The organism is Ensifer sp. Root423 (genome assembly GCF_001426275.1).
GTDB lineage: Bacteria > Pseudomonadota > Alphaproteobacteria > Rhizobiales > Rhizobiaceae > Ensifer > Ensifer adhaerens.
Window position 1 is genome coordinate 1 of record NZ_LMEG01000011.1, and the last position, 23,572, is coordinate 23,572.

At 60.7% G+C, this 23,572-nt stretch carries 19 protein-coding genes and 5 pseudogenes; 9 read left to right on the forward strand and 15 right to left on the reverse strand.

What is annotated here, in order from left to right:
• Positions 1–532 precede the first annotated feature (532 nt).
• From ASD01_RS34685 to ASD01_RS37570, 6 genes and pseudogenes are all read right to left on the reverse strand, one after another.
• Positions 533–622 (reverse strand): annotated as a pseudogene (locus ASD01_RS34685) (helix-turn-helix domain-containing protein); the annotation flags it as partial.
• Between the two features lie 103 nt (positions 623–725).
• Positions 726–2,897 (reverse strand): mechanosensitive ion channel family protein, encoded by a 2,172-nt coding sequence (locus tag ASD01_RS12120; RefSeq protein WP_082584621.1) that lies wholly within the window; start codon positions 2,895–2,897, stop codon positions 726–728.
• A gap of 145 nt (positions 2,898–3,042) precedes the next feature.
• Positions 3,043–3,176: pseudogene (locus tag ASD01_RS36695) on the reverse strand (esterase); the annotation flags it as partial.
• A 560-nt stretch (positions 3,177–3,736) separates the two neighbouring features.
• Positions 3,737–4,972: an HlyD family secretion protein gene (locus ASD01_RS12130; RefSeq protein ID WP_034791526.1), complete on the reverse strand. Its 1,236-nt coding sequence runs from the start codon at positions 4,970–4,972 to the stop codon at positions 3,737–3,739.
• Positions 4,973–4,975: 3 nt separating this feature from the next.
• Complete coding sequence (locus ASD01_RS12135; RefSeq protein WP_034791552.1) at positions 4,976–5,407, reverse strand: hypothetical protein; 432 nt, start codon at positions 5,405–5,407, stop codon at positions 4,976–4,978.
• Between the two features lie 370 nt (positions 5,408–5,777).
• A pseudogene (locus ASD01_RS37570) lies at positions 5,778–5,976 on the reverse strand (DUF1003 domain-containing protein); the annotation flags it as partial.
• Between the two features lie 383 nt (positions 5,977–6,359).
• On the opposite strand from ASD01_RS37570, the pseudogene ASD01_RS12140 reads away from it, so the two are divergent.
• Positions 6,360–6,756: pseudogene (locus tag ASD01_RS12140) on the forward strand (hypothetical protein).
• Positions 6,757–6,862: 106 nt separating this feature from the next.
• Here the strand turns inward: ASD01_RS12140 and ASD01_RS37385 are convergent.
• Positions 6,863–7,030: a Thivi_2564 family membrane protein gene (locus ASD01_RS37385; protein ID WP_371273867.1), complete on the reverse strand. Its 168-nt coding sequence runs from the start codon at positions 7,028–7,030 to the stop codon at positions 6,863–6,865.
• Positions 7,031–7,389: 359 nt separating this feature from the next.
• Here ASD01_RS37385 and ASD01_RS12150 point away from each other — a divergent pair, with 359 nt between their 5' ends.
• From ASD01_RS12150 to ASD01_RS12160, 3 genes and pseudogenes are all read left to right on the forward strand, one after another.
• Positions 7,390–7,791 carry a pyridoxamine 5'-phosphate oxidase family protein gene (locus tag ASD01_RS12150; protein WP_060644053.1) on the forward strand — a complete coding sequence of 134 codons (402 nt, stop codon included), beginning with the start codon at positions 7,390–7,392 and terminating at the stop codon, positions 7,789–7,791.
• 121 nt (positions 7,792–7,912) lie between these two features.
• Positions 7,913–8,311 (forward strand): hypothetical protein, encoded by a 399-nt coding sequence (locus ASD01_RS12155; RefSeq protein WP_034791558.1) that lies wholly within the window; start codon positions 7,913–7,915, stop codon positions 8,309–8,311.
• A gap of 90 nt (positions 8,312–8,401) precedes the next feature.
• Positions 8,402–8,771: pseudogene (locus tag ASD01_RS12160) on the forward strand (COG4315 family predicted lipoprotein).
• Positions 8,772–8,933: 162 nt separating this feature from the next.
• Here ASD01_RS12160 and ASD01_RS12165 read toward each other — a convergent pair.
• The 8 genes from ASD01_RS12165 to ASD01_RS12200 all read right to left on the reverse strand — a co-directional run bounded on the left by ASD01_RS12165 (position 8,934) and on the right by ASD01_RS12200 (position 18,233).
• Positions 8,934–9,977, reverse strand: coding sequence for a sensor histidine kinase (locus ASD01_RS12165; protein WP_034791560.1), 1,044 nt, complete (start codon positions 9,975–9,977; stop codon positions 8,934–8,936).
• Between the two features lie 833 nt (positions 9,978–10,810).
• Positions 10,811–12,109, reverse strand: coding sequence for an NtaA/DmoA family FMN-dependent monooxygenase (locus ASD01_RS12170; protein ID WP_034791563.1), 1,299 nt, complete (start codon positions 12,107–12,109; stop codon positions 10,811–10,813).
• A gap of 15 nt (positions 12,110–12,124) precedes the next feature.
• Positions 12,125–12,775: an NAD(P)-dependent oxidoreductase gene (locus ASD01_RS12175; protein WP_034791565.1), complete on the reverse strand. Its 651-nt coding sequence runs from the start codon at positions 12,773–12,775 to the stop codon at positions 12,125–12,127.
• A 19-nt stretch (positions 12,776–12,794) separates the two neighbouring features.
• On the reverse strand, positions 12,795–14,033 hold the full coding sequence (locus tag ASD01_RS12180) for an FAD-dependent oxidoreductase (RefSeq protein ID WP_060644054.1): 1,239 nt from the start codon (positions 14,031–14,033) through the stop codon (positions 12,795–12,797).
• Positions 14,030–14,908, reverse strand: coding sequence for an NAD(P)H-binding protein (locus ASD01_RS12185; protein WP_034791569.1), 879 nt, complete (start codon positions 14,906–14,908; stop codon positions 14,030–14,032). Before ASD01_RS12185 ends, ASD01_RS12180 begins: the two co-directional genes overlap by 4 nt.
• Complete coding sequence (locus ASD01_RS12190) at positions 14,905–15,939, reverse strand: ABC transporter substrate-binding protein (protein ID WP_034791572.1); 1,035 nt, start codon at positions 15,937–15,939, stop codon at positions 14,905–14,907. Before ASD01_RS12190 ends, ASD01_RS12185 begins: the two co-directional genes overlap by 4 nt.
• Before the next feature lie 10 nt (positions 15,940–15,949).
• Positions 15,950–17,182: an acyl-CoA dehydrogenase family protein gene (locus ASD01_RS12195; protein ID WP_034791574.1), complete on the reverse strand. Its 1,233-nt coding sequence runs from the start codon at positions 17,180–17,182 to the stop codon at positions 15,950–15,952.
• Positions 17,183–17,195: 13 nt separating this feature from the next.
• Positions 17,196–18,233 carry an ABC transporter substrate-binding protein gene (locus ASD01_RS12200; RefSeq protein ID WP_034791576.1) on the reverse strand — a complete coding sequence of 346 codons (1,038 nt, stop codon included), beginning with the start codon at positions 18,231–18,233 and terminating at the stop codon, positions 17,196–17,198.
• 300 nt (positions 18,234–18,533) lie between these two features.
• Between ASD01_RS12200 and ASD01_RS12205 the strand changes: the two genes are divergently transcribed.
• From ASD01_RS12205 to ASD01_RS12225, 5 genes are read left to right on the forward strand one after another with little or no spacing between them, the layout of a single operon-like run.
• Positions 18,534–19,520: an ABC transporter permease gene (locus ASD01_RS12205; protein WP_034791577.1), complete on the forward strand. Its 987-nt coding sequence runs from the start codon at positions 18,534–18,536 to the stop codon at positions 19,518–19,520.
• Positions 19,520–20,518: an ABC transporter permease gene (locus ASD01_RS12210; protein ID WP_034791579.1), complete on the forward strand. Its 999-nt coding sequence runs from the start codon at positions 19,520–19,522 to the stop codon at positions 20,516–20,518. The genes ASD01_RS12205 and ASD01_RS12210 overlap by 1 nt, the downstream gene beginning before the upstream one ends.
• Positions 20,519–20,520: 2 nt before the next feature.
• Positions 20,521–21,519: an ABC transporter ATP-binding protein gene (locus ASD01_RS12215; RefSeq protein WP_034791581.1), complete on the forward strand. Its 999-nt coding sequence runs from the start codon at positions 20,521–20,523 to the stop codon at positions 21,517–21,519.
• The gene (locus ASD01_RS12220; RefSeq protein ID WP_034791583.1) at positions 21,497–22,441 is read left to right on the forward strand and encodes an ABC transporter ATP-binding protein; all 945 of its coding nucleotides are present in this window, start codon (positions 21,497–21,499) and stop codon (positions 22,439–22,441) included. The genes ASD01_RS12215 and ASD01_RS12220 overlap by 23 nt, the downstream gene beginning before the upstream one ends.
• Before the next feature lie 14 nt (positions 22,442–22,455).
• On the forward strand, positions 22,456–23,517 hold the full coding sequence (locus ASD01_RS12225; protein ID WP_034791585.1) for an aldo/keto reductase: 1,062 nt from the start codon (positions 22,456–22,458) through the stop codon (positions 23,515–23,517).
• The last annotated feature ends 55 nt before the right edge of the window (positions 23,518–23,572 follow it).

The window sequence follows — 23,572 nt, forward strand, 5'->3', positions numbered from 1 at the left end:
GGTTCCCTCCTCATATCTGTGTCGATGCCGAGTTGGTTTCCGGTCATGGGACCGCAAAACCCCGTTTAGAACTGAGGAGATGCCCAGGTTCCGGCGGACGGCCGGGACAGACGACACTGGCCGGGTGAACTCTTTACCAAGCTACACATCAACCCGAGAAACGTTCATCAGGGACAGCAGGCAGACCGGGATTTCTCAGCGGTCCGGTCGCAGCGCTGTTTTAAATGATTGACAAAACCCGGTTGGGATTAAGTTCACGATGCCAGGGGCCTTAGAGGATGTGCCAGACAGGGTACCCGACGTTCCTATGTCCGTCGTCGGTCGAAACAGCGTGCAGGTCGACCGCGCAATGATCTTCGCCCACCGCTTCGGCTCCGATCAGAATATGTGGCGGGTGGTCACTCCAGCGGCGCCTGCGAGCGCCATTCCAGTCATAGCCCATCAGGTTCTCCCTGCGGTGAACTGCGCGCGTGGATCCTTCGACGGCATTGTTGTCCTAGGACAGCATCTCGAGACCGTGTTTCCGGACGATCTAAAGCAGCTTCAATGCGGGGCCGCTCGGCCCCTTCGCGCCGGTTTGCCACTTTTGCACTGTCGATTCCCTGGTGTTCAGGTATCGCGCGCCGCTCAGGTCATAGTTGCGCTGCCGCTAGCCGTGATCCTTCTTCCCCGCGAGAGGTCGCTTCCGGCACACTCGATGAGCGCGCCGGAACGAGGTCCGCTCTTCACTCGGATGCGGCCGCAGCAACAACCGCCTCATTGTGTTTCGCCAGAGCTTGCTGGGCTGCCGCAGCGACGTCCGAACTCCTATCTCCCGCGACTTGAACTGTCGGGAACGCCGGTTTGATGTCGTTGTCGTGAAACGCCTTGTTGATCATCATCAGCGCGCGGCGCTTGAGCATGAACTGTTCTCCGGGCACGGTGGTGAACTTCATTCGCAGGATCAATCCTGAATCCCCGAGGCTATCAATACCCTTCATCTTCAGGGGTTGAATGGTGATCGCCGCAAACTCAGGATCGACCAGCAATTCCTGCCCAATCTTTTTGATGATCTTGCGTGCTTTGTCCACGTCGGTGTCGTAGCCGACGGTAACCGTGAGCTTCTCGACGACCCAGTCCCGGCTCATATTCTGGACCGCGCCAAGCTCGCTGAAGGGAACGATATAGATCGCGCCCCGGTGGTGACGCAGCTTCACCGACCTGAGGCTGAACGACTCGACGGTGCCCTTGTAGCTGCCGCTTTGGATGTACTCCCCGACCCGGAACGCGTCGTCGAGCAGATAGAACATGCCGCTGATTACGTCCTTGACCACCGTCTGTGCACCGAAGCCGATCGCTACACCGACGACACCGGCGCCTGCGATCAATGGAGCAATCTCAACGCCGAGCGACGACAGGGCCATCATAATGGCGACCGCCACGAACAGGATCATTAGGACGTTCTTGAGGATTGGTAGAAGCGTCCTGATCCGGGCACGCTTGCGTTCGCGTTCACTCCCGGTTTCGTGGGCCGTTTCCGTCTCGCCAAGCTTCCGATCGATCAGCACCTTAACGATGTTCCAGACAAGGTCGATTGCAAGCAGGATGATCCCGGCACTCAACGCTCCGCGCATCAGCCTCAATGCAGCCGAATCCTGAGCGGCAATCCCTGTCAACTCGATATCAAGCACCTCCGCCAAAACGACAATTGCACCGACGAGAAGCGCTGCGCGAATCCCACGCTCGACCATCACCGAGATTACCCCCGGTCTGGTTGGACTTTCGGCATCGGCCAGACTGCTCGTCAGAAGATTGTCGACGGAAGCGCGCGTGAGGGCGATCGCGCCGGGAAGTGCGGCGGCAACGACTGCGATCCAGAATGGCTTCATGGCACCTGCCACCCAGAGAAGCCAAAGCGCAACAAAATAGCCAGTCCAGACCCAGTTTCGGGCGCGGACACCTATCCTGCTGAAGCGGCTTGTGTGCTCAGTCGGGCGATGGACCATTGGACGGTTCCACACGGCTTCGATGCCAAGAAGGAGAAGGACGATCCCCAGCGTATAGGCCACCACCTGTCGCGACGGGTCGGCAAAGCCAAGCGTGGTGAGAAGATGAACGGTGACGGAGCCGAAAGCATACCAACCCACCAAGTAGCCCAGCCGCTTCGTCCAATGCGCAGCCGCCTGATCGGAGACCGGTATGACCCGAAACCGTTCGGCATTTGCGAAGCCATCGGATCCAGACGGTGCAAGGAGGAAATCGAAAGCGACGAGTGCGAGCCGGAAGATCACCACCGCGAACAGGTAACCGACAACGATTTCGCGGACGAGCGGCGACCAGTCGAAGGCAAGGAAGAAACCAAGGCTCCCCAGCGCAAATGCGAGCACGTAACTCGTGCCCCATAGCAGTCTCGCCGAAATCGCCGCCAGCTTGTCGCGTACGGTCAGAAATCGCAGCGAAGCGATCCAAGCACGCCAGCCTCGGCTGAGCCACCAGAAGCACCATTGTGCGGCCAACCCTGCTGCGATGAAAGCGAGCACAAAGACGATGGGGCGTGCACTGCGGCTGGTATCGAGCTCGCTCTGCAGGACGGACGCCGCGCGGGCGGTTTCGGCCGGGAACGCGCGCAAGCCTCCGAGAAGCTGGGCTGCTCGCGCACGAAAGATCGAAGCAAAGCCGGCATAAGAAACAGTTGCAACGGCGGCCGGCGCCGCTGCACCAGTGGCGGGTTTCGCGCTCAGTAGCCAAGATCGCACCTGTGGGTCATCCACAAGTTCGAGGAAACGCTGAACTTTCTCTGCCTGGACCGGATCTGGAGCCTTTTCCTGTGCGGAGCCCGGCGAAGATAAGACGGCCAGTGCGGCCACAAACGCGAGCCCGGCAAGCGCCAAGCGGATGAATGTACACATTCGATTCATAGACAACGTTTGCATCTTGGGTTCTCGCTTCCCGGGTGTTCCGGTTAATTTCTGCAGTCTGTGGCAGAAGGCTGACACGCTGGCTTAGTCTGTGATCTTCCAGCCATCTTGGACGGTCCCCATCCGGCGGCGTTTCCTGCGGCTGCGACCGTGTGGCTGCGAGGATCTTATCTCCAAGACCGACGCGGCTATCCGTTAGTGTATGCCCGTCGGAGATGCGCGCCGCCATCAGCCGGACGATATCAGGCGATGGGGCGAACTGCCGTGATTGAGACAATCACATTCCAATGAACAACAAGTGTCGCACCAAGAACCGCGAGCCGGATTTAGACGAGCTGTGGGCCAAGGTTCCTTCACCCATGTCCGATCCTCTCATGGCAATGGTGGTGACGTTCCGTGGCAGGAGAATCGAGCTGCCGTTGATGCGCATTGCAGGCCCCAGACCGAGCTTGACGCGATTCCAAGCCTGCCGACGGGCTAGTGGCCACAACCTCAAACAAATCCTCGGAGGGCAGGAATTTCCCGGATTATAGCACGGTGTGGATGGGAAACGACGACTTGGCACCGCGCGGCCAGTCTGGGGATGTTTGAAGCCGCCTGGAGGGTCACACATTGAACGACTTCGACGATAGGAAGCGGGGTTCATCTGTACCCTCTTCGGCGGTTGCCAACGTGCGACCTTGACCGCTTTGCGTTATTCGACTGGCTCAAGCGCCCGCTCCTGCCAATCCGTTAGTTCGTTAGCAGCTTACTTACGCTGCCAGAACAGCAAGGAGCCCCCTGTTAAGCAGCCTTTGTCTCATGTCTGCACCCTTTCACGGACCACGTTTCACTATGCCTCAATGCCCCCCAAGCACCAGCGTCTGCACCGGCAGCACCAGTGCCTGCAAGCGCAGGATCATCGCGTGCACGAGGCCGAGGGTATCGACCACGTGCAGGTAGATCCAGCGGCCAGTGCTGATGTCGGATGACTCCAGTTCCTCATGGCTGTTGGTATAGGCATTGGCGATGCAGGTGCTGCCCGGAGGCACGTCATCGAGCCCGCCGGGATAGAGTGGCTCCATGAAAACAGTGAGCGTGCCAGGCTGCGAAATATTCGCAACATCGATCAGCTGATCGCTGGCGCGAACCTGGCCAGAGGCAATCACCTCCTGCACCTCGGTGACGACGAGCGGGATGATGGTGAAAGGCTTGCCGACGCAGGTCGCCTCGCCGATCATGCCGACCTTGATCACTTGCGTCTCGATCTGGCCGAAGCCGGCAACCAGCCACGGCTTGCCACCGTTACCTTCAGGCACCAGAACGCCCGCCGGCCGCAACATTGGATTGACCACTTCGCCCACCCGGAGGGTGAACTGCTGCAGCGTGCCAGACACGCCGGCGCGCACGGTGGTCTTGGCGATGTCGACTTCCGCCTGCTTCAAGGCCGCTTCGGCGCTGGCCTTCTGCGAGGGCAGTAGCGACTGGAGCTTGGTCTCCAGCGTCTGCCTGTTGGATTGGGCGGCGGTAAGCGCACCCTTGCTACCTTCCAGTGCGACTTGTCGACGCTCGATCTCGCGCCGTGCGACGACATTTGGGTTCAGCTTGTTCAGTTCGACCTGGGTGTCGTACTCGTCTTGGGCCTGCTGCACCGCCGCCTGTGCCTGCACAATCGCGCCATCGGCAGCGACCAGCTCGGTGCGCGAGACGGTCATCTCGGCATCGACTTCGGCGATCTGGCGGCGCGCTACCTCGGCGGCGGCTTCCTCTTCCGAACTGTCAAGCTTGAAAAGCGGCTGGCCGGCCTCCACCTTTTGAAAGGCGGTAACATAGATCTCGGAGACCCGTCCGCTAGTCTCGGGCAGCACCGCGACAGTGCGGAACGCCGCGTTCACATGGGACGTCGACGGATGGAAGTAGAAGATCAGTGTGATCAGCGAAATCGTCAAGACGATGCAGGCGGTGATCCCCCAGCGCAGTTCGAACCAGACCGAATAGAGCGTAATCTCCCGCCCGAACCTTTTGCCCTGGACATAGCGGCGGAAGAGGTAATCGGGAAAGATCGTCAAAAGCGAACAGAGAAGAAACTCGAACATGGCTCAGATCCTCACTTCCGCCCTCGGCTGACTGGATGCGGCGGCAGAACCACTCGCTAAGGCTTCGGGCTCAGGTGCCGATGGCTTCTCCGCCTTGCCGGCAATCCTCTCCAGCGAGCGGGCGATCGAACCAAGCGGCGAGGAGAAGTCAGGCAGGTCGATCAGCGCCAGGATGAGGGCGGCGATCCAGAAGATGTTGTTGTGGGTGAGCAGCGAGATCAGCCCCAGCACGGCCACTAGCTCGTACTGGACCTTGTGGGTCTTGTGGGCGAGCGTCTCTGGCAGTGAGTGCAGCCGGAGATAGAAAGTGCCGATCGCGAAGATCGCCAGGATCATGAAAGCGACGACGACGTTGAACAGGACGTCGGTCTGTCCTGGCGCCGTGATGAATGCGGGCAGATGATGGATCGCAGTCGAATGCACTAATTCTGCCAACTGCGTTTTCCTCGAACCTGGTCAGATTAGGCCCTATTTCAGAGGCTTAGCATACAATTGATATTTGTACAGCGGAAGTTTCTTTAGGCCTCCCATCGGGCTGAAATTGCGATGTGTTGCAGCTGGGGAGCTTGTAGCGGACTTCGACGACATCAGCTTCGACTTGCATTTTGACGGGCAGTCGGCCCCGAATACATAAACGTGAAATCCGACAGCGCGCGGTCATGTTTAACGGCAATGTGCTTGCCTGTCGCACACCCTTTTAGTCAATCATCGGGCGCCGGCCCGGAGTTCGGCATTGAGCTCGGCCTGGGGCTTGCGCCGGTAGAGTTCGGCAATGACAATCGACAAGTCAACGGGGAGCAAAGTACTATTTGTCGCGATTGCTGAGAAGCCCCGCCAGCAACTCGATATGTTGTTGTTGCTTGTCAATCAGCGATTTCAGCTCGACGTCGCGCATTTGATCCAGCTTGTCCATGCAGCGCCATGATCTCAATTTCCGCCTTCAGGTTAACCTCATAATCGTGTGTCGCATCAGGCCCTCTTTTTGGATGCCTGTTGTTTGACACGGCTCCGTAGAGGTTTGCCTTCGATATGCTGGATATCGAAGGCGTTTGTCCTGCACAAGATCGCTGAGCTTGCGAAAGCCGTAGGTAGGCGGATCGAAGTTTTCGCTTTCCACGGCGGCTCGAATGTGTTCCCCACCTGCGATATTCCGGGGGCATAGCGAACAAAAGGTTGGGCCACTCGCTGTGATCGCATGACCCGCCCAATTCCATTGCCTACATCGGCTCCTAGCAATTCGGCTCCTCTAAGGAGAGGTATCAACGTCATACAATTCACCTCGTTACGCCGGGGCGTTTGCTGCTTACCCGTCGGAGGTGGCCTTTCGCCGGGAATCCGGAACATAGAGACCCAGCAAGCGTTTAGATTCATCCACTGGGAGGTAATGATGACGAAGCGCTCCCTTCCCATGTCGCCTGAGGTGCGCGCGGCAATTGCCGCGTTTCTGAGCGCGTGCCAGAAAGAAGCCCGGCCCTTTGCCACGTCTGAGGCCCTAGGGGCAGTCCGGCGTATATTCCCTGATCTGGATATTTCCGACACGGATCTCATGGATGCAATCACCAGCGAAGCATTCGTGGCTGGTTTTGACGTGGATACTCCGAATACTGCTTCCGGGGAATGGGATAGTGAAGGCGGCGCACCGCGGACCGAAAATCAACGGCATTAGGTAGCAAAGACCGTGGTTTTTGCTACCTAATGCCGAAAATCAAGGCATGGGCGGTAATGACAGGGATGATAGAAGGTGGCAGGCAAGAGCAACCAAGGAAGGTAATGAGTTGCTCTAGGACGGTCCTGGGGACCGGCCCAGTGGGGCCCACGCAAAAGCGCGATCCGATAGGGTCCGCTTCACGTGGATGGCGGCCTCGGCTGCGCCGAGTAGTGGCACTTGCTTCAGATTAAATCCAGATAGTGGAGCAACGCGATAACGCCGACGACGACAACAACGATGTGTGCCATCTGCTTCATTGCCGCGTCGATTGGAAGTTTTTGAACGAACCACAGCATCAGGGTAATGACAAGGCCCGTGACTAGGATGCTGATTGCGATGAACAACTTCAAGGAGCGGCTTTTTCGACTGTATGTCAGAGTCAGATATCGCCTGTGGAAACTTGCTAGTTGTTGCGGCAAGTCAACGCGAGGGACGAAACGCAAACAGGCCGCTGTCGGGATCTTTATGTCCAGGGATCCCTGTAGATCCAATATCTGCGGCGATCTGATTGGATGTAATTCCGTTGCTACCATATGCATGGCGGCATGCGCCAATGCGACGTGGTACCCGCGCTTATCGTCCGCTTTCATGTTATCATGAAAACCAGATTGCAAGCATCCACACAAGCGTCGAGTTCGTCTAGCGACACTGAGAATTACAGGGAGCAACGCCAGTGAGATTGCGCGAGATGCTACCCAGCGAATGCAGCATGCTCATCGCCGAGCAGCGCGTCGCCCGGCTTGGGTGTTGTCGCGACAATCAGCCTTATGTTGTGCCAATTTATTATGTCCGCGCAGAGGGCCAAGTTTTCGGGTTTTCGATGCCGGGACGGAAGATTGAATTCATGCGCAGCAATCCGCTCGTTTGCGTTGAGATTGAGCATTGCACTGATCAGCACTGCTGGAAGTGCGTCATCATTGAGGGCAGGTACCACGAATTCCACAAAGAGACGGACAAGAAACACGCTTGGAACATACTGAAGGTTTACAATGATTGGTGGGATCCAGGTGCCCTCAACTTGGGCTCGGATGCCAAGCCACCGGGGTACCTTCCTGTTTTTTTCGCAATCAGTATGGACAGTGTGACGGGCCGTGAAGCGACTCTAGTTTAGGTTGACGCAGGCTATCAGTCAGCGACTGCTGGCCCAGCTTTCGCCTGAGCTGAGTTGAGTTGACAGCGCCGACACGTGCTCCAAACTCTGCTTTCATGGGTTATGGAGACTTGTAGCCGCCATGCGAAGTCACGCTTGGCAGTTTGTCAAACGGTTGCTCGGCCGCGAGGCAGGCGAACGCTGGCGCGAGGCTTGGGGACTAACATTTGCCATTCTTGTGCTGACGCCATTGACCGCGCGGGCCAGCGTCTGGTTTGCGGTCACCTCGGGCGAGTTGATAAATCGGATCGCCTACTTCCACCATCCAGCCACACCCACCACGCCCATGGCATTGTTGACTACAGCGGCAACGCTTGCCGCATTCGCGATCATGAGGGACGTGTTTTTCACAGCTGTCCGCCACTTCTTCTCGACTACGCTTCACGGCAAATGGCGCGCGTGGCTCGATCGACGCTTCAACGAAGCATTGCTCGACAGCAACCATACGCATTTCCCGCTCAGATGCGTCCGGGTCCGCTAAAAAACTCGTACCTCCTCTACGTCCGCGTGTTTTTCCATTGGATCGGGCGTTACCGACATTCCGCCGGCATTCCCGAAACGGGAGACTGTCATGAGAACGTTGTTAATCGCGATCGCACTGGTGTCTGTTATGGGTGGGACTGGGTTCGCAGCCGAACCGGCCAAGATCGTCGACACCAAGATGGGCAAGGCGTTGGCTGATGACGGGGATGACCCTCTACACTTTCGACAAGGATGCCAAAGAAAAATCCAACTGCGACAAGGATTGTCTAAAGAAATGGCCGGCATTCCACGCCGCCGCGAACGCTAAGGCGGAAGGAAAGTGGTCTCTGGTCAAGGCGGCAGACGGCGGGGAAATGTGGGCGTATGAAGACAAGCCGCTGTACACATATGCCGAGGACAAAAAGGCCGGTGACACTAACGGCGATGGCGTTGGAGGTGTTTGGCACCTGGCCAGATAGCGAAATGAACGGGCGGGCTTCCGATCGCCCGCTTAAGGCACATGCCCCTGGTGTGATAGCAACAAAGCAAAGCAGATATGTTCCGCTCTTGGCGTTGAACATCTGACCCTTTTGAAGCGGAACCTGCGCCCCCGACACAGCGTTCCAACGGGAGATCTGTGCCTACGCGGCCGCTGGGGGGTTCTTTTCGCGAGCGACGTCTCCCCGATGCCTGATGGTCACGGCAGTGCCGGGATTTGCAACGCTCAACTGGATTTCGCTCTCCAGGGTCCTGGCAAGCGCGTCGACGATGCCGGTACCCAGCCCGGGGACAAGTTTGCCGCTCGGCATGCCGATGCCGTCGTCGGTGACACGAAGCGTCCACTCGTTGCCGGTCGAACTATAGTCGATGGCAATTGTGCCGCATTCCTGCCCCGGGAAGGCGTGCTTGAGCGCGTTGATCACCAATTCGGTCACAATAAGCCCGAGCCTGACAGAAACATCGGCTTCAACAGCGCTCTCATCAACTGTCACCGATATCGAAACCCGGTCGTCGGCGAGCATCGACGCGCCAAGGCTTTCGCAAAGCTGGGTGAAGTAGGTGCGCAGTTCGACGCTGCCGGCGCCGGACGTACAAAGCTGCCGTTGCACGGCCGCAATCGACATGACCCGGTGATGGGCGTTGTGAAGGTGGCCGCGCGCTTCGTCCGACTGAACCCGGCGTGCGCTCTGCATGAGAACGCTGGCAATGATCTGAAGGCTATTTGCGACCCGGTGCTGGACCTCCTGCACCAGGATGGCCTTCTCGCGGATAAGGTCATCTTTCAGTTTCGCTTCAGCGCGCGCATCCGTCACATCAGTGATGGCCAGCAGCAGCCGGATATGCGCCTTGTCGCCATCGTCGAGGATCTGCGCATTGACGATCAACTGTCGTGTGCTCCGGTTGGGGCGCTGGAAGTCGATTTCGTAGGCCTCGATCCGGGCGCTTCCGGAAGCGGTAGCGTTTAGGAGCGAGGCGAGCTTGGGCATTGCCCATTCGCCATTTCCAAGCGAACCGAGCGGTCGGCCGGGAACGGTCGCCGGATCGATTTCGAAAGTGCGGCAGAACGATGTGCTCGCTGCAATAACCTTCTGGTCTCTAGACAGGAAAAGCAGCGGCTCGTTCGATGAAACCACCACGGCAAGGGTACTCGCCGCTTCGAAATGGACTATCGGTTCGTTCGACATGAAATGGCCCTCAGGGGCCGAAAACTCGCGGGGCACGAGCCATCACTCGGCAGGAACGCCGCGACACGGGACTTCGTGCTGACGTTCGAGTATAAGGTATCATGTCGGATGCGGGAGACATCACACTTAATTGGCATCGTCGCTGATATCTCGAGCGGAGTGGCGGGCCGCCAGTCCGTTTCCGCTCAAAAGTGAGGGATAGGAGAAGAAAAGCACAATGAGCGATCCAAGGCACGGCAAGTGTGCGCCAGGAGCGGCTTTTACTAAAATCGAATTGTCCAACGACGGGTTCGGGGCCGGTAGGGGAAGCCTGCTACAGGGCAAATTCGTCGGAAAGCCGCCGTTCGGCAACCCACCCAAAGTCTGTTCTAGCTGCCGGCTTCTTCATCCCTCGACACCGATTGCCTCGACGACTTCACCAGCGGGATGTCAATTTCCGGGTGCCGGGCGGGTTATTCTGGAACGAGTCAGGGCCCGCGGTCCGGGTTACTTTGGCGGGCGGAAAGCCGTCGGCATCGGCGCGTATTGGCCGTAGCGCTGGGAACAGCAGCTCCCTCAACACGGCGCGCAAGGTCCTGCCACTAAAGGCCGCATGGCCGACTTCATGGAAACCTTTCCAATGACGGGACGGCGCTTTACGGCTGTGCAGAGTGGCTGAGGCTGACGTCGGGCCCGCACGTTAACGATTGACACTAGCTGTGATGGCAAACACAAACCATATTTCGCTGGTTCGATCTCCGCCGGCCTTGGCATCGACTTTGCGCCGGAATGTTGATCGGTTGCTGGGGGCGGACCGATGAATTGAGCCTGAGGCGCGCCAGGGCCTGTCTGTACTAGTACGGGAATGGCAATGCATAGCGCTCGCGAATGGTTTGTTCCTCGTAACGGTTACGATAAACACCGCGGTCCTGGAGGATCGGGACGACCTTCTTCACGAATTCTTCGATGTCATCAGGTGCCCGGGGCGGCTGAAGCGTGTAGCCGTCGACGGTGCCGTCCGCCCAAAGGTCGATAAGCGCATCGGCGACCTGTTCCGGCGTCCCGAGCAGCAGGCGGTGGTGCCCTTCCGAGCGGCGCACAGCCTGCCTGGCCGTCAACTTCTCATGTGTCAGCAGATCGGAGAGACCAAGGCCCATTCCGACCGCCTGAAGACGGTTGGGATCCGGAACGAAACGCTCGGCATCCAGAATGGCATCCGGATCGAAACCGTTGGGATCAATACCGTTCTCCCTGACGAAGCGTGCGATCAGGCCGTCCTCCGAGCCCGCGCCGCTGAAGAGTTCGTGTTTTCGCAACGCCTCCTCTTTCGTCTCGCCAAGGATCACCACCACCCCGGGCACGATCTTAATGCCCTTCGGGTCGCGACCGATGGCTGCAGCGCGATCCCTGACCTTCTTGCCGAAGGCCTGGCCAGCAGGGCGGGAGAGGATGTTGCAATAAATGATCTCGCCATGGCGGGCGGCGAGCTCGATACCGCCTTCGGATGCGCCTGCCTGCGCGATCACCGGATGGCCTTGAGGGCCACGCGGCACGTTCAGCGGTCCCTTCACTGCGAAATGATCGCCTTCGTGGTCGATCGCATGCGCACTCGCCGCATCCCAGAACCGTTCGTCGGGCACATGGCCGTCGCGGGCGGGATCCCAGCTTGCCCAGAGTTTCTTGGCAACATCGAGAAATTCGGAAGCTTTAGCGTAGCGCTCGGCTCGTGGGGGCAGCGGCGCCGAGCCGAAGTTGGCAGCCACATTCGGATTGAAGGACGAGACGATGTTGATGATCAGCCGGCCACCGGCCACGATATCCGTCGACTGGGTGCGGCGGGCGAGATTATAGGGCGAATTGTATGTGGACGACATGGTTGCGACGAAGCCGATGTCGGGCACCTGTGCCGCAAGCGCCGTACAGAGGATGAGCGGGTCGATGGTATGGAATGGTCGGCTGTTCGGGTCGGTCATCAAGGCTGGATGATCGGACAAGAACACGGCGTCGAACAGACCTTTGTGGGCGAGTTCCGTCAGGCGTCTGTAGTATTGAGGGTCATAGATGTCGTGGCGGCTCCCGCTGCGATATTTCCAGGCGGCCGGCAGATAGCCTGTCGTGTTGATGCCGACATTGAGATTGAGCGTGCGGGGCATGCGAATTGAGGTCCTTCAATAGGCCGCGGTGAAGCGGCGGCGGATGAACTGTCCCTTGTCGAGTTCATCGAGAATGGCGACGGCGAAATCGGCTTCGGAAATCCGGCTTTCGCCCGTATCGTCTCGCAGAAGCGCATCCTCGCCGAGCCTGAAACGGCCGGTTCTTTCGCCGGCCTTGATCGAAAGAGGCGGGGATACATAGGTCCAGTCGAGATCGTGCTCGCCGCGTTTCAGACTGCGCAGGATCTCTCGGTTTCGCAGCGTGTGAGCCTTGTGGTCCGCCGGGTAGAAATCACTGTCGACCACGTCGACGCCGGGGCTTGCCTGGAGGCTTCCGACGCCGCCGACGATGATGATGCGGCGGACGCCGGCGCGCTTGACGCCTTCAAACAGGGAAGCATGTGCATTCTCGATGAGAACCGCGGCATCTTCCGCCGAATGGCGGCGCAGACCGGGACTATAGGCACTGATGACCGCATCGTGGCCGGCGGAGATCTTTGCCACTTCCTCCGGATCGGCAATGTCCGCCTTCAGTGCCGTGAGACGCTCGGCAGGTTCCAGGTTTGAAGAGCGCGTCACGGCTGTCACGCGGTGATTTCGCGAAAGAGCTTCCTTGCGGATGTTGCTGCCGATGTTTCCTGAGGCGCCGAAGACGACAATGGACATGATCGATTTTCCTTAAGGGCTAAAGGGCAGGTATCGCCTTGAGCGGTTGATTGGCGCCGACATTGCGCTGCATGGCGGAAAGCGACGACCGTACGGCCTCGTAGCCGTGTTCGCGCATGGCGTTTTCGTAGTCGTTTAAGGCCGCAAGCAGTGGCTTGCCTTGGCGCCTTGCGGCGACGAGTTCGCGTACGAGCAATCCGGAATCGTAGAGGGCGGTGTTGCCGCCAAGCGCGCGGAAATAGGTCATCGCGTGGATCGCGTCGCCGAGTAGCGTCACCGGACCGCTTTGCCATACCGCGCCGGGTGTGGAGCTCTTGACCTTGAGGAAGGCGACCGTCGACGTGTCGCTGTGGCGAATGAGGTCCAGGATGCGCTCATCCCAGTGACGGATACGGTGAAGCAGCGTTTCGATGAGGGCCGCGCCGTTGAGCCGTTCGAGCAGTTCGTCCGGCCCGAGTTCATCCGTATCATAGGCCGTGTTCCACCAGGTGTAGCTGGTGGAGTTGTTGAAGTGGAAGCCAGGGATATCGGCATGGCCGGGATCTTCCCTGCCTATGAAATCGTGACGCGCATAGGCAGACGGATCCACCCGATGGCTGGTGATCATCAGACCACGACCGTCGCGCGGGCGGATGTTGGTATTGAACTCGGTCAGCAGCGGTGAAATGCCCTGTCGTTCCGCTTCATCGATCGTGATCTTGCCGGCCAACCGGCGTACCCCAGTGTCGATGCTCTTGAGGTCAGGCAGGAGTTGGCGACGCACCGCCGATCCCGCCCCGTCGGCCCCGACCAGAAGATTGGCGTGTACGGCCGAGCCGTCGGAAAAATGCGCAAGCACGGTTCCGTCGGCAAGCTGCTCATAGCGCTCGAACCGTTTGCCTGTGTGAAAAAGGCCGTCGAGCCCGGACAGGAGGATCTGGCGTAGCGTGATGCGGCTGACCGATTTCTCGATATGCGTATCTTCGGGTTCGCCTGATCCCTGGCTCGTGTTCTCGAGCCTTTGGAATGTCTCATCGAGAACAAGGTTTTCCGTCGGCGCAAGCCCGAGCGTATCAAGGAAGGCTTGAAAGAGGTGCGCCTGAAGCGCGTCGATGCCCCGTTGCCGGATCCGCATGCGGAAACCCTGCACATAGTCCGACCGGACCTCGTCGCGCTCGAAGACGGCGGTGTCGATGCCATTCTTCTTGAGGCCTTGCGCCAGGGCGAGCCCACCCGGTCCCCCACCGATGATGGCGACGTCGATGAAGGGTATGGTCATGGCTGGTACTCGGGGACCGCGGTTTCGGCGGTCACTTGTTCGAGGATGAAGTCGGCGACGGTACGGGGCGAACGGCCAAGCAGCGTTGGAACGACGTCGGTCGTCGTCGCGGCGCGACCGGCAGCGATCAATCTTACGAATTGCGCAACGGCGCGGTGTTCGAAGTCACCCTCTTTTGGAACCGTCCGGGGCGGCTTCTCGAGGGCAGCAACCGGCCGTTTCAATGCAGCCGTCAGCAGAGCGGCGACCTGCCGGAACGACACCACGTCCGGGCCGGTGAGGTTGAGCGTGCGCCCCCGAATGCGATCGGCCAGAAGTTGGTGCACGGCGACATCGGCGATGTCGCGCGCGTCGATGTAGCCGATGCCGGCGTCGAGGTTGGCTGCGACGACCTGACTGTTCGTGATCGCGTTCCGGATGGTGTTGGCGAGCGAGACCTGCATCCAGGCATTGGGACGAAGCGAAACAGCCTCGGTCGGAAGGCCATTCAAGTGCCGTTCCACGGCAGCGTGCGCTTCACCGGAGATAGAATTCCCTGGCGGCTCGATCGTCCAGTCGGAGCCCGAGATCTTGACGATGCGGGCAACATTTGCGGCGACGGCAGCATCGGCGACGGCGACCTGGTCCGTGACGAGCCTCGTGCTGATGGGGGATAACAGAAGAAGGCGTCCGACGCCTCGAACGGCCGTGTCGAGCGCGGCGCGGTCGCCAAAATCACCTGCGGCAATCTGCAGAGTTTCACCGAACAGGGCACGTGCCGTCTCCGGGCGTCGGGTAAAGACGCGAACCGGTTGTCCGCGTGCGAGAAGTCGTTCGACAACGAGGCGCCCAAGCTTGCCGGTGGCGCCAGTAACGAGGATCGGCCTCTCACTCATGCGGCGGCCCGCTGCAAGGCGGCCTCTAGCGGTCGGCGATCAATCCAACTGAAGACGTCGAAATCGGCCGGAATGAACTGCCAATCGAGAAGGAAGCGCTTGAAGTGGTCGAACGCGGCGATCTGGTTTTCGTCCAACGCCAGACCGAGATGACGGTGGACGTCCGCGCCGTTCGCCGCCCAGACGGCGTCCTCCCCGACGCCGATCTCGTTGGCGATGAACCGAACTGCTGTGTCCGGGTTCGAGGCCGCCCAATCACCAACACTGGCGACGGTCGACACAAGATCGACGACGAGGTCGAAATGCTGGTCAAGAAAGCGGGCGTCGACTGTCAGCGGCCTTGGCGTGCCATTGTTGATGCGGATCTTTGGATCCGGATGGAAACCGAATTCCGCCACCACAACTGCACCAATCTGATTGGCGAGCACGATGCCTTCTGCACCTTTGACGAAGAAAGCGTCGATCTTGCCCGAGGCCAGGGCCAAGAGTTCCTCGCCATAGGGATATCGGCGCTTCAGGCCCAGGAAGGCGGCGTTGCCCCGTTCGATGAGGTTGCCCTCGTTGGTGTCGAGATAGACGAGTTCGACATCACCGTGATCAAGGCCGTCGAGCGAAAGCGCCGAGACGATGCCTTTCAAGGCGGTGGCCCGCTGGAAGTCGACGACGTCGGAACTGGGCTTGCGTGGTACACCGATGCGGCGGCCTTTCAAGTCCTTCGCGACAGCGATCCCGGAACCTGGAAGCGCGATAATCGCCTGGAACTCGTCTGTCGTGGTGATGCCGACAACGCGTGTGGCGCGGCCGCCGGACCGCGCCCAGATCGGCGGAATGTTGCCGCCCTGTCGGAACGAGTAATCGAGCGCATGGGTAAAATGGCTCTGGCGGACCGACGGATCCTTGCTGTCGCGGATCGAGCGGACGGCAACGCCGGCGTTCTCAAACTGTCTGTCGATCCAGCCGAGCTGATGGGCGATCGACAATGGTGTCGGGGCGGGGCAGCGCGTGTACCAGACGGAAGAGAGGGAAGACATCAGGGAACTCCTAGCGGCCGCCGACGACGGCAAGACGAGGTTGCTGGGGAGGTCGAACGGGGACCGGCTCGAGCGCAACCGCAGGTGTTGCGGCATGCCGGCTGAACGCAGCCTTGGCAAGCATCGTCCGGATCAGGTTGTTTTGCGGCGCGTGCGCCTTGCCGGAAAGCGCATCGCGATGATGGCGTTCCAACGGATTGTCGCGACTGATGCCGGGGTTACCGCCCAGTTCGAGCGCAAGGGTCGTCACGGTGATCGCGTTGGCGATGACCGTGTGTTTGACCGCGGCGGCATCGGCGCCGAAGGGGCGCCCCGCATCGAAATCCTCGGCGATCGAGCGCAGGAGCCGGCGGTTGACCGTCAGCAAGACCTCGATTTCGCCAAGGCCATCCTGGATGCGGGGAACGGTGGAGAGCGGTGCGCCGAGGCTTGCCGGTGCGCGCGAGGTCGTAAATTCGATCAGCCAGTCGCGTGCCCCGCGGGCAGCACCGTCGTAGATCGCGGGGACCAGTGAGAAATACCAGGCGCCCATGCGCTCGTCACGTTTCAGGCCTTCGCTCGCCGGCGCGATGTCGAGAACATCGGCGAGCGGGATCGCGACGTCGTCGAGGATCAGGTCGTCGCTGTTGGTTGCTCGCATGCCCGTTGCGTTCCAGGTTTTTTCGACGCGGATGCCATCGGCCGATGTCGGAACGAGGAATGAGCCCAGCCTCGGCTCAGGCTCGTCAGTAACCGCAAGCACAGCCACCCAGCGCAAGAGCGGGATGCCGGTGGCGTAGGTCTTGTGGCCCGTAATGCGCCACTGATCGCCAACGCGGCGGGCAATCGTTTCGGGCAAGGAACCATGCGATGGCGAACCGACGCGCGGCTCCACCTGTGCCGCATTGATGAGCGCGACACCCTCGCGATTGGCCCGGGTGACACGCTCGACAAGGTGGGGCGGCCACTTGCCTGAGGTTCGCACCGAAAAGTGCTGATTGTAGTGCATCGAAAGAACGAGAGCAGTCGATGGCTCTCCACGCGCGATTGCCGAGACGACCGCCAGCGCTTCCGTCAGTCCACCGCCGAGGCCCCCGTGTTCGAGCGCTGTGACCAGGCCAAGCAGCCCCGCCTCGTGCAGCGCGTCGAAATTGGCGAAGGGGAATTCGCCAGTTTCATCATAGTGGCGTGCTGTCAGGGCGAAGCGTTTTCCGAGTTCTTCGGCCGTGGCAATCACCGGTTCGAAACGTGTGGGGTCGGTCATCTGCTTTACTCGTTCAGGCGACAGCGCGGGCGTCGAGTTCCGCCCAGGGGCGCTGGTCGACCCATTGGTCGATGTCGAAGTTGCTCGCGAGGAACCCCCATTCATGCAGGAAGTCCTTGTAGTGTCCGATCGCCGCGACGAGTTCCGGTTCGAGGCCGATGCCGAGATGTTTGTGGAGATCCGGACCGTTAGCCGCAGCCACGACCTCTTCTGAGGCGCCGACTTCGCGGGCAACAAAGCGACGCACCTCGTCGGGGTGCTCTTCGGCCCATGAGCCGGCCTGTTTCAAGGTCGAGATCAGCTTGGCGACGAGATCGGGCCGATCTTCAGCGAGCCTTTCGTCGACGGTCAGCACCCGAGGGGAGCCGGAATTGATGCGGATCTTCGGGTCCGGGTGGAAACCGAATTCCGCGACCGTGTGAGCCGCAAAGAGATTGGCGACGGCAATACCGGGCGTGCCTTTGACATAAATCGCGTCCACCTCACCGCGCAGCAGTGCGGCCGCTTCCGGCCCGTAGGCCTGCCGGTTTCTGAGGCCGTAGAGCTGCGGGCCCTCCCTGCCATCAAGAACGCTTTCGGAAAGCGGGATATCGACGATCTCGACATCGGAGGGCGTGAGCCCTTCGAGAGACAGAGCGGAAACCAGGCCCTTCAGCGCCGTAGCTGCCATGAAGTCGACGATACCGGGTGGTCGGCGCGCAATGCCGAAGCGCCGGCCGACAAGATCGCGCGTCGTTTTGATCCCGGTCTCGGGCAACGTGATGATGGCCTGGAATTCGTCGGTCCAGGTGATGCCGACGAGCCGCGTCGGGTTGCCTTCCGAGCGGGCGCGGATCGGCGGGACGTTGCCGCCATGGCGAAACGAATAATCGAGATGGTGATCGAAGTGGCTGGATCGGACGGAGCGGTCCTTGCTGTCGATGATCGAGTTGAGCGTAATGCCCTCCGTGGCAAACGCCTTGTCGAGCAGGCCGAGCTGGGTGGCGAGCCCCACGGGTGTCGGGACAGGGCAGCGCGTGTACCAGATTTGCGAGATGGCATTTTTTGTCACGAGGTTCTCCGCTGTCTTCGATGGGGTGTGCCGGGAAGCGTTTTTCGTTGGAGTGGCTCTTCCTAGTCGGTCATTGCTATTAGCTGTACTGATTTCGGATTAGATTTCCCAGACTGGCGCCGTTCACGACATATTGTAGGAATGACGTTCCTGCTAATGGTCACTCTCAGGGTGAAATTACTAAAACAGATTTGACAAAGCCTATGTAATTAGTCAACTATAAAAATCATCCGCGGCGACAAGGTCAGGCCGAGGTGAAGGTTCGCTGTTGGCGGACAGCCAAACGGAGAGGCGACATCGATGCCGGTGCTGATCAGAATTGCGCGAACGCTTCGACGAACGCTTCTGCAGGCAGTTCCAACGATCCTTGGAATTGTGATCCTGAACTTTTTCCTTTTGCAGCTGGCTCCCGGCGACGCGGCCGATGTGCTTGCCGGCGAGGCGGGTTCGGCGACCGAAGAAAGCGTTGCGGCACTGAGAGCCCGCTTCGGCCTGGATAGTCCGGTGCTCGAGCAATTGGCCACCTATCTCGGCAACCTCGCGCAATTCAGCCTTGGATTTTCCCCGCGCTACGGCATGCCGGTCGCCGACCTGATTGCGCAGCGCCTGCCCGGAACATTGACGCTGATGGCGGTGGCACTCGTCATCGCGATCGTCCTCGGTGTCATCCTCGGATCGCTGATGGCGACGTTTGCGGGGCGGATCCCCGATCGGCTTTTGTCGATCTTCTCGCTGCTCTTCTATTCGATCCCGAGTTTCTGGATCGGCCTGATGCTGATCGTGCTCTTCTCGGTCAAGCTCGGCTGGTTGCCGACCGGGGGTGCAGGCACGATCGGATCCCAGCTGAAAGGGTTCCCGGCGCTCTTCGACAAGGCCCGCTACATGGTGCTCCCGGCAACGTCGCTCGCGCTTTTCTACGTCGCGATCTATGCGCGGCTGACGCGCGCCGCCATGCTCGAAGTCAAAAACCAGGACTTTGTCCGCACTGCCTATGCCAAGGGGCTGACGCCTTATGGCGTCACCGCGAGGCATATCTTGCGAAACGCGTTGATCCCGATCACGACCATGGCCGGCATGCACATCGGCGGCATGCTCGGCGGCGCCGTGGTGGTGGAAACCGTCTACAGCTGGCCGGGCCTTGGCAGGCTCGCCTTCGAGGCGGTCATGGGCCGGGATTTCACCGTGCTCCTCGGCATCCTGCTTCTGTCCTCACTTCTCGTCATCATTGCCAATGCCACGGTGGACCTTGTCCACGCCTGGCTCGACCCTCGAATTGGAGCGCGCTGATGTCCGCCACCGACTTCGGAGCTTTCCCAGCGGTTACGGGCGGCGCCTATGCCGCTCCTGCCACGAGCGAGCAGGCTACCGCGCCGGAGCGCCCGTCCTGGTCCAACGTAAAGGCGCCCGATGCGCGCTCCCAGCAGAGCACTGCGGTCGCCATTACCAATGGGCGAAGGGCCCTCAAGGTCTTTCTGGCCAACCCCAATGCCCTGTTCGGAACGGCCTTCCTTGCGCTTGTGATCGCCGTCGCGCTGCTGGCTCCAGTGCTTTATCCCGACGACCCGCTGTCGATGGTCGGAAAACCGTTCCTGTGGCCGGGCCAGGATCCGGCTTTCCCGCTCGGCACGGACGCGCTCGGCCGCGACGTGCTCGCTGGCATCCTGCATGGCTCGCGCATTTCCCTGTTCGTGGGGCTGATGGCAACAGCGCTCGGTCTCACCTTCGGCGTGATCGTCGGCGCGATCGCCGGTTACTTCGGCGGCTGGATCGACGATCTCCTGGTGCGGCTGATCGAGATCTTCCAGACCTTGCCGAGCTTCGTGCTGCTCGTCGTTCTGGTCGCGATCGTCCAACCCTCGGCATCAACGGTGACGCTTGCGATCGCCGTCATTTCCTGGCCGACGGTGGCAAGGCTGACCAGGGCCGAGTTTCGTGCGATCCGAGAGAAGGATTTCGTCATGGCCGCCCGCAGTCTCGGCTTTGGCCATGGACGGATCATCTTCCGCGAGATCCTGCCCAACGCGCTGCCACCGATCATCGTGACGTCATCGGTCATGGTCGCCACCGCAATCCTGATGGAATCCGCACTTTCCTTCATGGGTCTCGGCGACCCCAATGTCGTGAGCTGGGGCTCGATGATCGGTACCGGTCGCGAACTGGTCCGGACCGCCTGGTACCTGACGGCCCTTCCGGGCCTCGCCATCGTCTTTACGGTGCTTGCGCTCAATCTCATCGGCGACGGGCTGAACGATGCCCTTAACCCCCGCTTCACGCAGGATCGTTGACGATGGCGCCGCTGCTCCAGGTCGGAGACCTCACCATCGGCTTTCCGCGTGCCGAGCCAGTCAGAAATCTCTCGTTCGAGGTGGGGGCGGGGGAGACGCTGGCGATCGTCGGCGAGTCCGGTTCGGGCAAATCGTTGACCGCGCTCGCGCTGATGCAGTTGCTGCCGCGCGCAGCACGGGTGACCAGCGGCCGCATCGTCTTTGACGACCGCGATCTTCTGGGGCTCGATGCGCGCGAGATGCGGCAGCTGCGTGGGCGCGACATCGCCATGATCTTTCAGGAGCCGATGACGAGCCTCAATCCGGTCATGTCGATCGGCCGGCAGATCGGCGAAGTGCTGAAGGTGCACGAGAAGCTTTCAGGTCGAGCGGCGCGGGAACGCGCGATCGAACTTTTGAAGCTCGTGCGTATTCCTGCCGCCGAAAAGCGGGTCGACGATTATCCGCATCAGCTGTCGGGCGGCATGCGCCAGCGGGTGATGATTGCCATGGCGGTTGCGTGCCGGCCAAAGTTGCTGATCGCCGACGAACCGACGACGGCGCTCGACGTGACGATCCAGGCGCAGGTGCTCGACCTGCTCGACACGCTCAGGCGCGAGCTTCAGATGGCTGTGGTGTTGATCACCCACGACCTCGGCGTCGTCGCGCAATGGGCCGACAAGGTCGTCGTCATGTATGCCGGCCGCAAGGTCGAGCAGGCCTTGCCCGGAGATCTCTTCAACGATCCGCTGCATCCCTATACGCGCGGGCTGCTTTCGGCCTCGCCACGGCTAAAGAACGACCTTCACTATCTGAGCGGCCGCTTGACGGAGATCCCCGGGTCGATCGTCTCGGCGGCCGGCGAGGCCGGCTGTCCCTTCAGGCCGCGCTGTCGCCAGGCGCGTGCGAGCTGCGGCCATCAGGTGCCGCCGCTGATTGCTCAGACGCCGGAGAGGCTCGTTGCCTGCCCGTTCACTTCGTCCCTCAAGGCCGTGCCCGATGCCGCTCATCTCAGCCTCTGATCTGAAGACACACTACAAGACGCGCGACGGCCTCTTGCGCTCCGTCGATGGCGTCGATCTCGTGGTCGAGCGCGGTGAAACCGTCGGGCTTGTCGGCGAAAGCGGCTGTGGCAAGTCGACGCTTGGCAAGACGCTTTTGCGCCTGGTCGATCCGACCGAGGGGCGGATCGAATTCAAGGGCGAAGACATCACGAGACTTGACCAGGGTCGGCTCAGGAACGTGCGCAAGTCGATCCAGATGATCTTTCAGGATCCCTTCGCGTCGCTCAATCCGCGCCACACGATCGGTGAAATCCTGGAGGCGCCTCTGATCGTGCACAGGGCCGGCAGCCGAGCGCAGCGGCGTGACACCGTTGCCGGCATCATCTCCAAGGTCGGGCTGCCCGCCGATGCCATCAATCGCTATCCGCACGAATTCTCGGGCGGCCAGCGGCAAAGGATCGGCATTGCCCGCGCGCTGCTGCTCAACCCGGACCTGATCGTTTGCGACGAGCCCGTATCGGCGCTCGACCTGTCGATCCAGGCGCAGATCCTGAACCTTTTGGTGGAGATGAAGAAGGAGTTCGGTCTTTCCTATCTTTTCATCAGCCATGACCTGTCTGTGGTGCGTTATTTCTGCGACCGGGTTTTGGTCATGTATCTCGGCCGGATCGTGGAAAGCGCCGACAATGAGACGCTCTGGTCGGACCCGCGCCATCCCTACACGCGCGCTTTGATGGCTGCGGTTCCCGATCCCTCGCGGCCGCGGCAGGCGGCTCCCCTTGGCGGCGATCTGCCGAGCCCGAGCGACATTCCGTCGGGCTGTCGGTTCCACACCCGCTGCCCGCTGGCGACGGACCTCTGCCGCGTCACCGAACCCGAATTCCGCGCCATCAAACCGGGCCATCAGGTGGCCTGTCATGTCGCGGACCAGATCAACTGAAATGGAGAACTTGAATGGTTGAGTATCGCTATCTTGGGCGCAGCGCCCTCAAAGTGTCGCCGCTGACGCTCGGATCCATGATGTTCGGCAACCAGACGCCTGACGACGTTGCCTTCCGCATCATCGACAAGGCGCGCGAGCAGGGCATCAACTTCATCGACACGGCCGACGTCTACCACGACGGGAAGTCGGAAGAGGTGGTCGGGCGCGGCATCAAGGCCAACCGCGACCATTGGGTGGTGGCAACGAAGTTCGTCAATTCGCGTGCGAAGGGGCCGAACCTCGGGGGCTATTCGCGCAAATGGGTCTATCAGACTGTCGAAAACTCGCTGCGCAATCTCGGCACGGACTACATCGACATCCTCTACTTTCATCGCGCCGTCTTCGATGCGCCGCTCGAAGAGCCGGTGCGGGCGATCGCCGACCTGATCAAGGCCGGCAAGCTGCGCTATTTCGGGGTCTCAAACTTCCGGGGATGGCGCATTGCGGAAGTCGCCCATCTCGCCGACCAGCTCGGCATCGATCGGCCGATCGCAAGCCAGCCACTCTATAACATCGTCAACCGCACCGCCGAGGCCGAGCAGCTGCCGGCGGCTGCAGCCTATGGACTGGGTGCTGTGTCCTACAGCCCGCTCGCCCGCGGCGTTCTGACGGGCAAGTACAATCCCGGCGAAGCGCCAGCTGCCGATACCCGCGCCGGACGCGGCGACAAGCGCATGCATGACGTGGAGTTTCGCGAAGAATCGGTGGCGATCGCCAAGGAGATTGCCGCACACGCGAAGGCCAAGGGAATTGCTGCCGCCGATTTCGCGCTCGCCTGGGTGCTGAACAACCGGCTGATCACCTCGACCATCGCAGGGCCCCGCACGGAAGAGCATTGGGATGGCTATATCCGCGCGCTGGACGTCAAGCTCGATGCGGAAGACGAGGCGCTGGTTGATCGCCTGGTCGCGCCCGGTCATCCGTCGACACCGGGCTTCACGGATCCGGGCCACCCGCTCGAAGGCCGTGAGCCGCGGTCCGGCGCGGGCGAAGCCGAGATCATCCCGCTCGCCCGCTCGCAGCGCGTCGCTTGAGAGGGTCCTGGCTGGGTACCTCCCGACCAGTACCATCCTGTTGCAAAGAGCCCCG

Excerpts from the sequence above, each read along its gene's own strand:
- ASD01_RS12120 (WP_082584621.1), bottom strand. The coding sequence starts at position 2,897 with ATGAATCGAATGTGTACATTCATCCGCTTGGCGCTTGCCGGGCTCGCG.
- ASD01_RS12130 (WP_034791526.1), bottom strand. The coding sequence starts at position 4,972 with ATGTTCGAGTTTCTTCTCTGTTCGCTTTTGACGATCTTTCCCGATTAC.
- ASD01_RS12150 (WP_060644053.1), top strand. The coding sequence starts at position 7,390 with ATGCTCATCGCCGAGCAGCGCGTCGCCCGGCTTGGGTGTTGTCGCGAC.
- ASD01_RS12155 (WP_034791558.1), top strand. The coding sequence starts at position 7,913 with ATGCGAAGTCACGCTTGGCAGTTTGTCAAACGGTTGCTCGGCCGCGAG.
- ASD01_RS12165 (WP_034791560.1), bottom strand. The coding sequence starts at position 9,977 with ATGTCGAACGAACCGATAGTCCATTTCGAAGCGGCGAGTACCCTTGCC.
- ASD01_RS12170 (WP_034791563.1), bottom strand. The coding sequence starts at position 12,109 with ATGCCCCGCACGCTCAATCTCAATGTCGGCATCAACACGACAGGCTAT.
- ASD01_RS12175 (WP_034791565.1), bottom strand. The coding sequence starts at position 12,775 with ATGTCCATTGTCGTCTTCGGCGCCTCAGGAAACATCGGCAGCAACATC.
- ASD01_RS12180 (WP_060644054.1), bottom strand. The coding sequence starts at position 14,033 with ATGACCATACCCTTCATCGACGTCGCCATCATCGGTGGGGGACCGGGT.
- ASD01_RS12185 (WP_034791569.1), bottom strand. The coding sequence starts at position 14,908 with ATGAGTGAGAGGCCGATCCTCGTTACTGGCGCCACCGGCAAGCTTGGG.
- ASD01_RS12190 (WP_034791572.1), bottom strand. The coding sequence starts at position 15,939 with ATGTCTTCCCTCTCTTCCGTCTGGTACACGCGCTGCCCCGCCCCGACA.
- ASD01_RS12195 (WP_034791574.1), bottom strand. The coding sequence starts at position 17,182 with ATGACCGACCCCACACGTTTCGAACCGGTGATTGCCACGGCCGAAGAA.
- ASD01_RS12205 (WP_034791577.1), top strand. The coding sequence starts at position 18,534 with ATGCCGGTGCTGATCAGAATTGCGCGAACGCTTCGACGAACGCTTCTG.
- ASD01_RS12210 (WP_034791579.1), top strand. The coding sequence starts at position 19,520 with ATGTCCGCCACCGACTTCGGAGCTTTCCCAGCGGTTACGGGCGGCGCC.
- ASD01_RS12215 (WP_034791581.1), top strand. The coding sequence starts at position 20,521 with ATGGCGCCGCTGCTCCAGGTCGGAGACCTCACCATCGGCTTTCCGCGT.
- ASD01_RS12220 (WP_034791583.1), top strand. The coding sequence starts at position 21,497 with ATGCCGCTCATCTCAGCCTCTGATCTGAAGACACACTACAAGACGCGC.
- ASD01_RS12225 (WP_034791585.1), top strand. The coding sequence starts at position 22,456 with ATGGTTGAGTATCGCTATCTTGGGCGCAGCGCCCTCAAAGTGTCGCCG.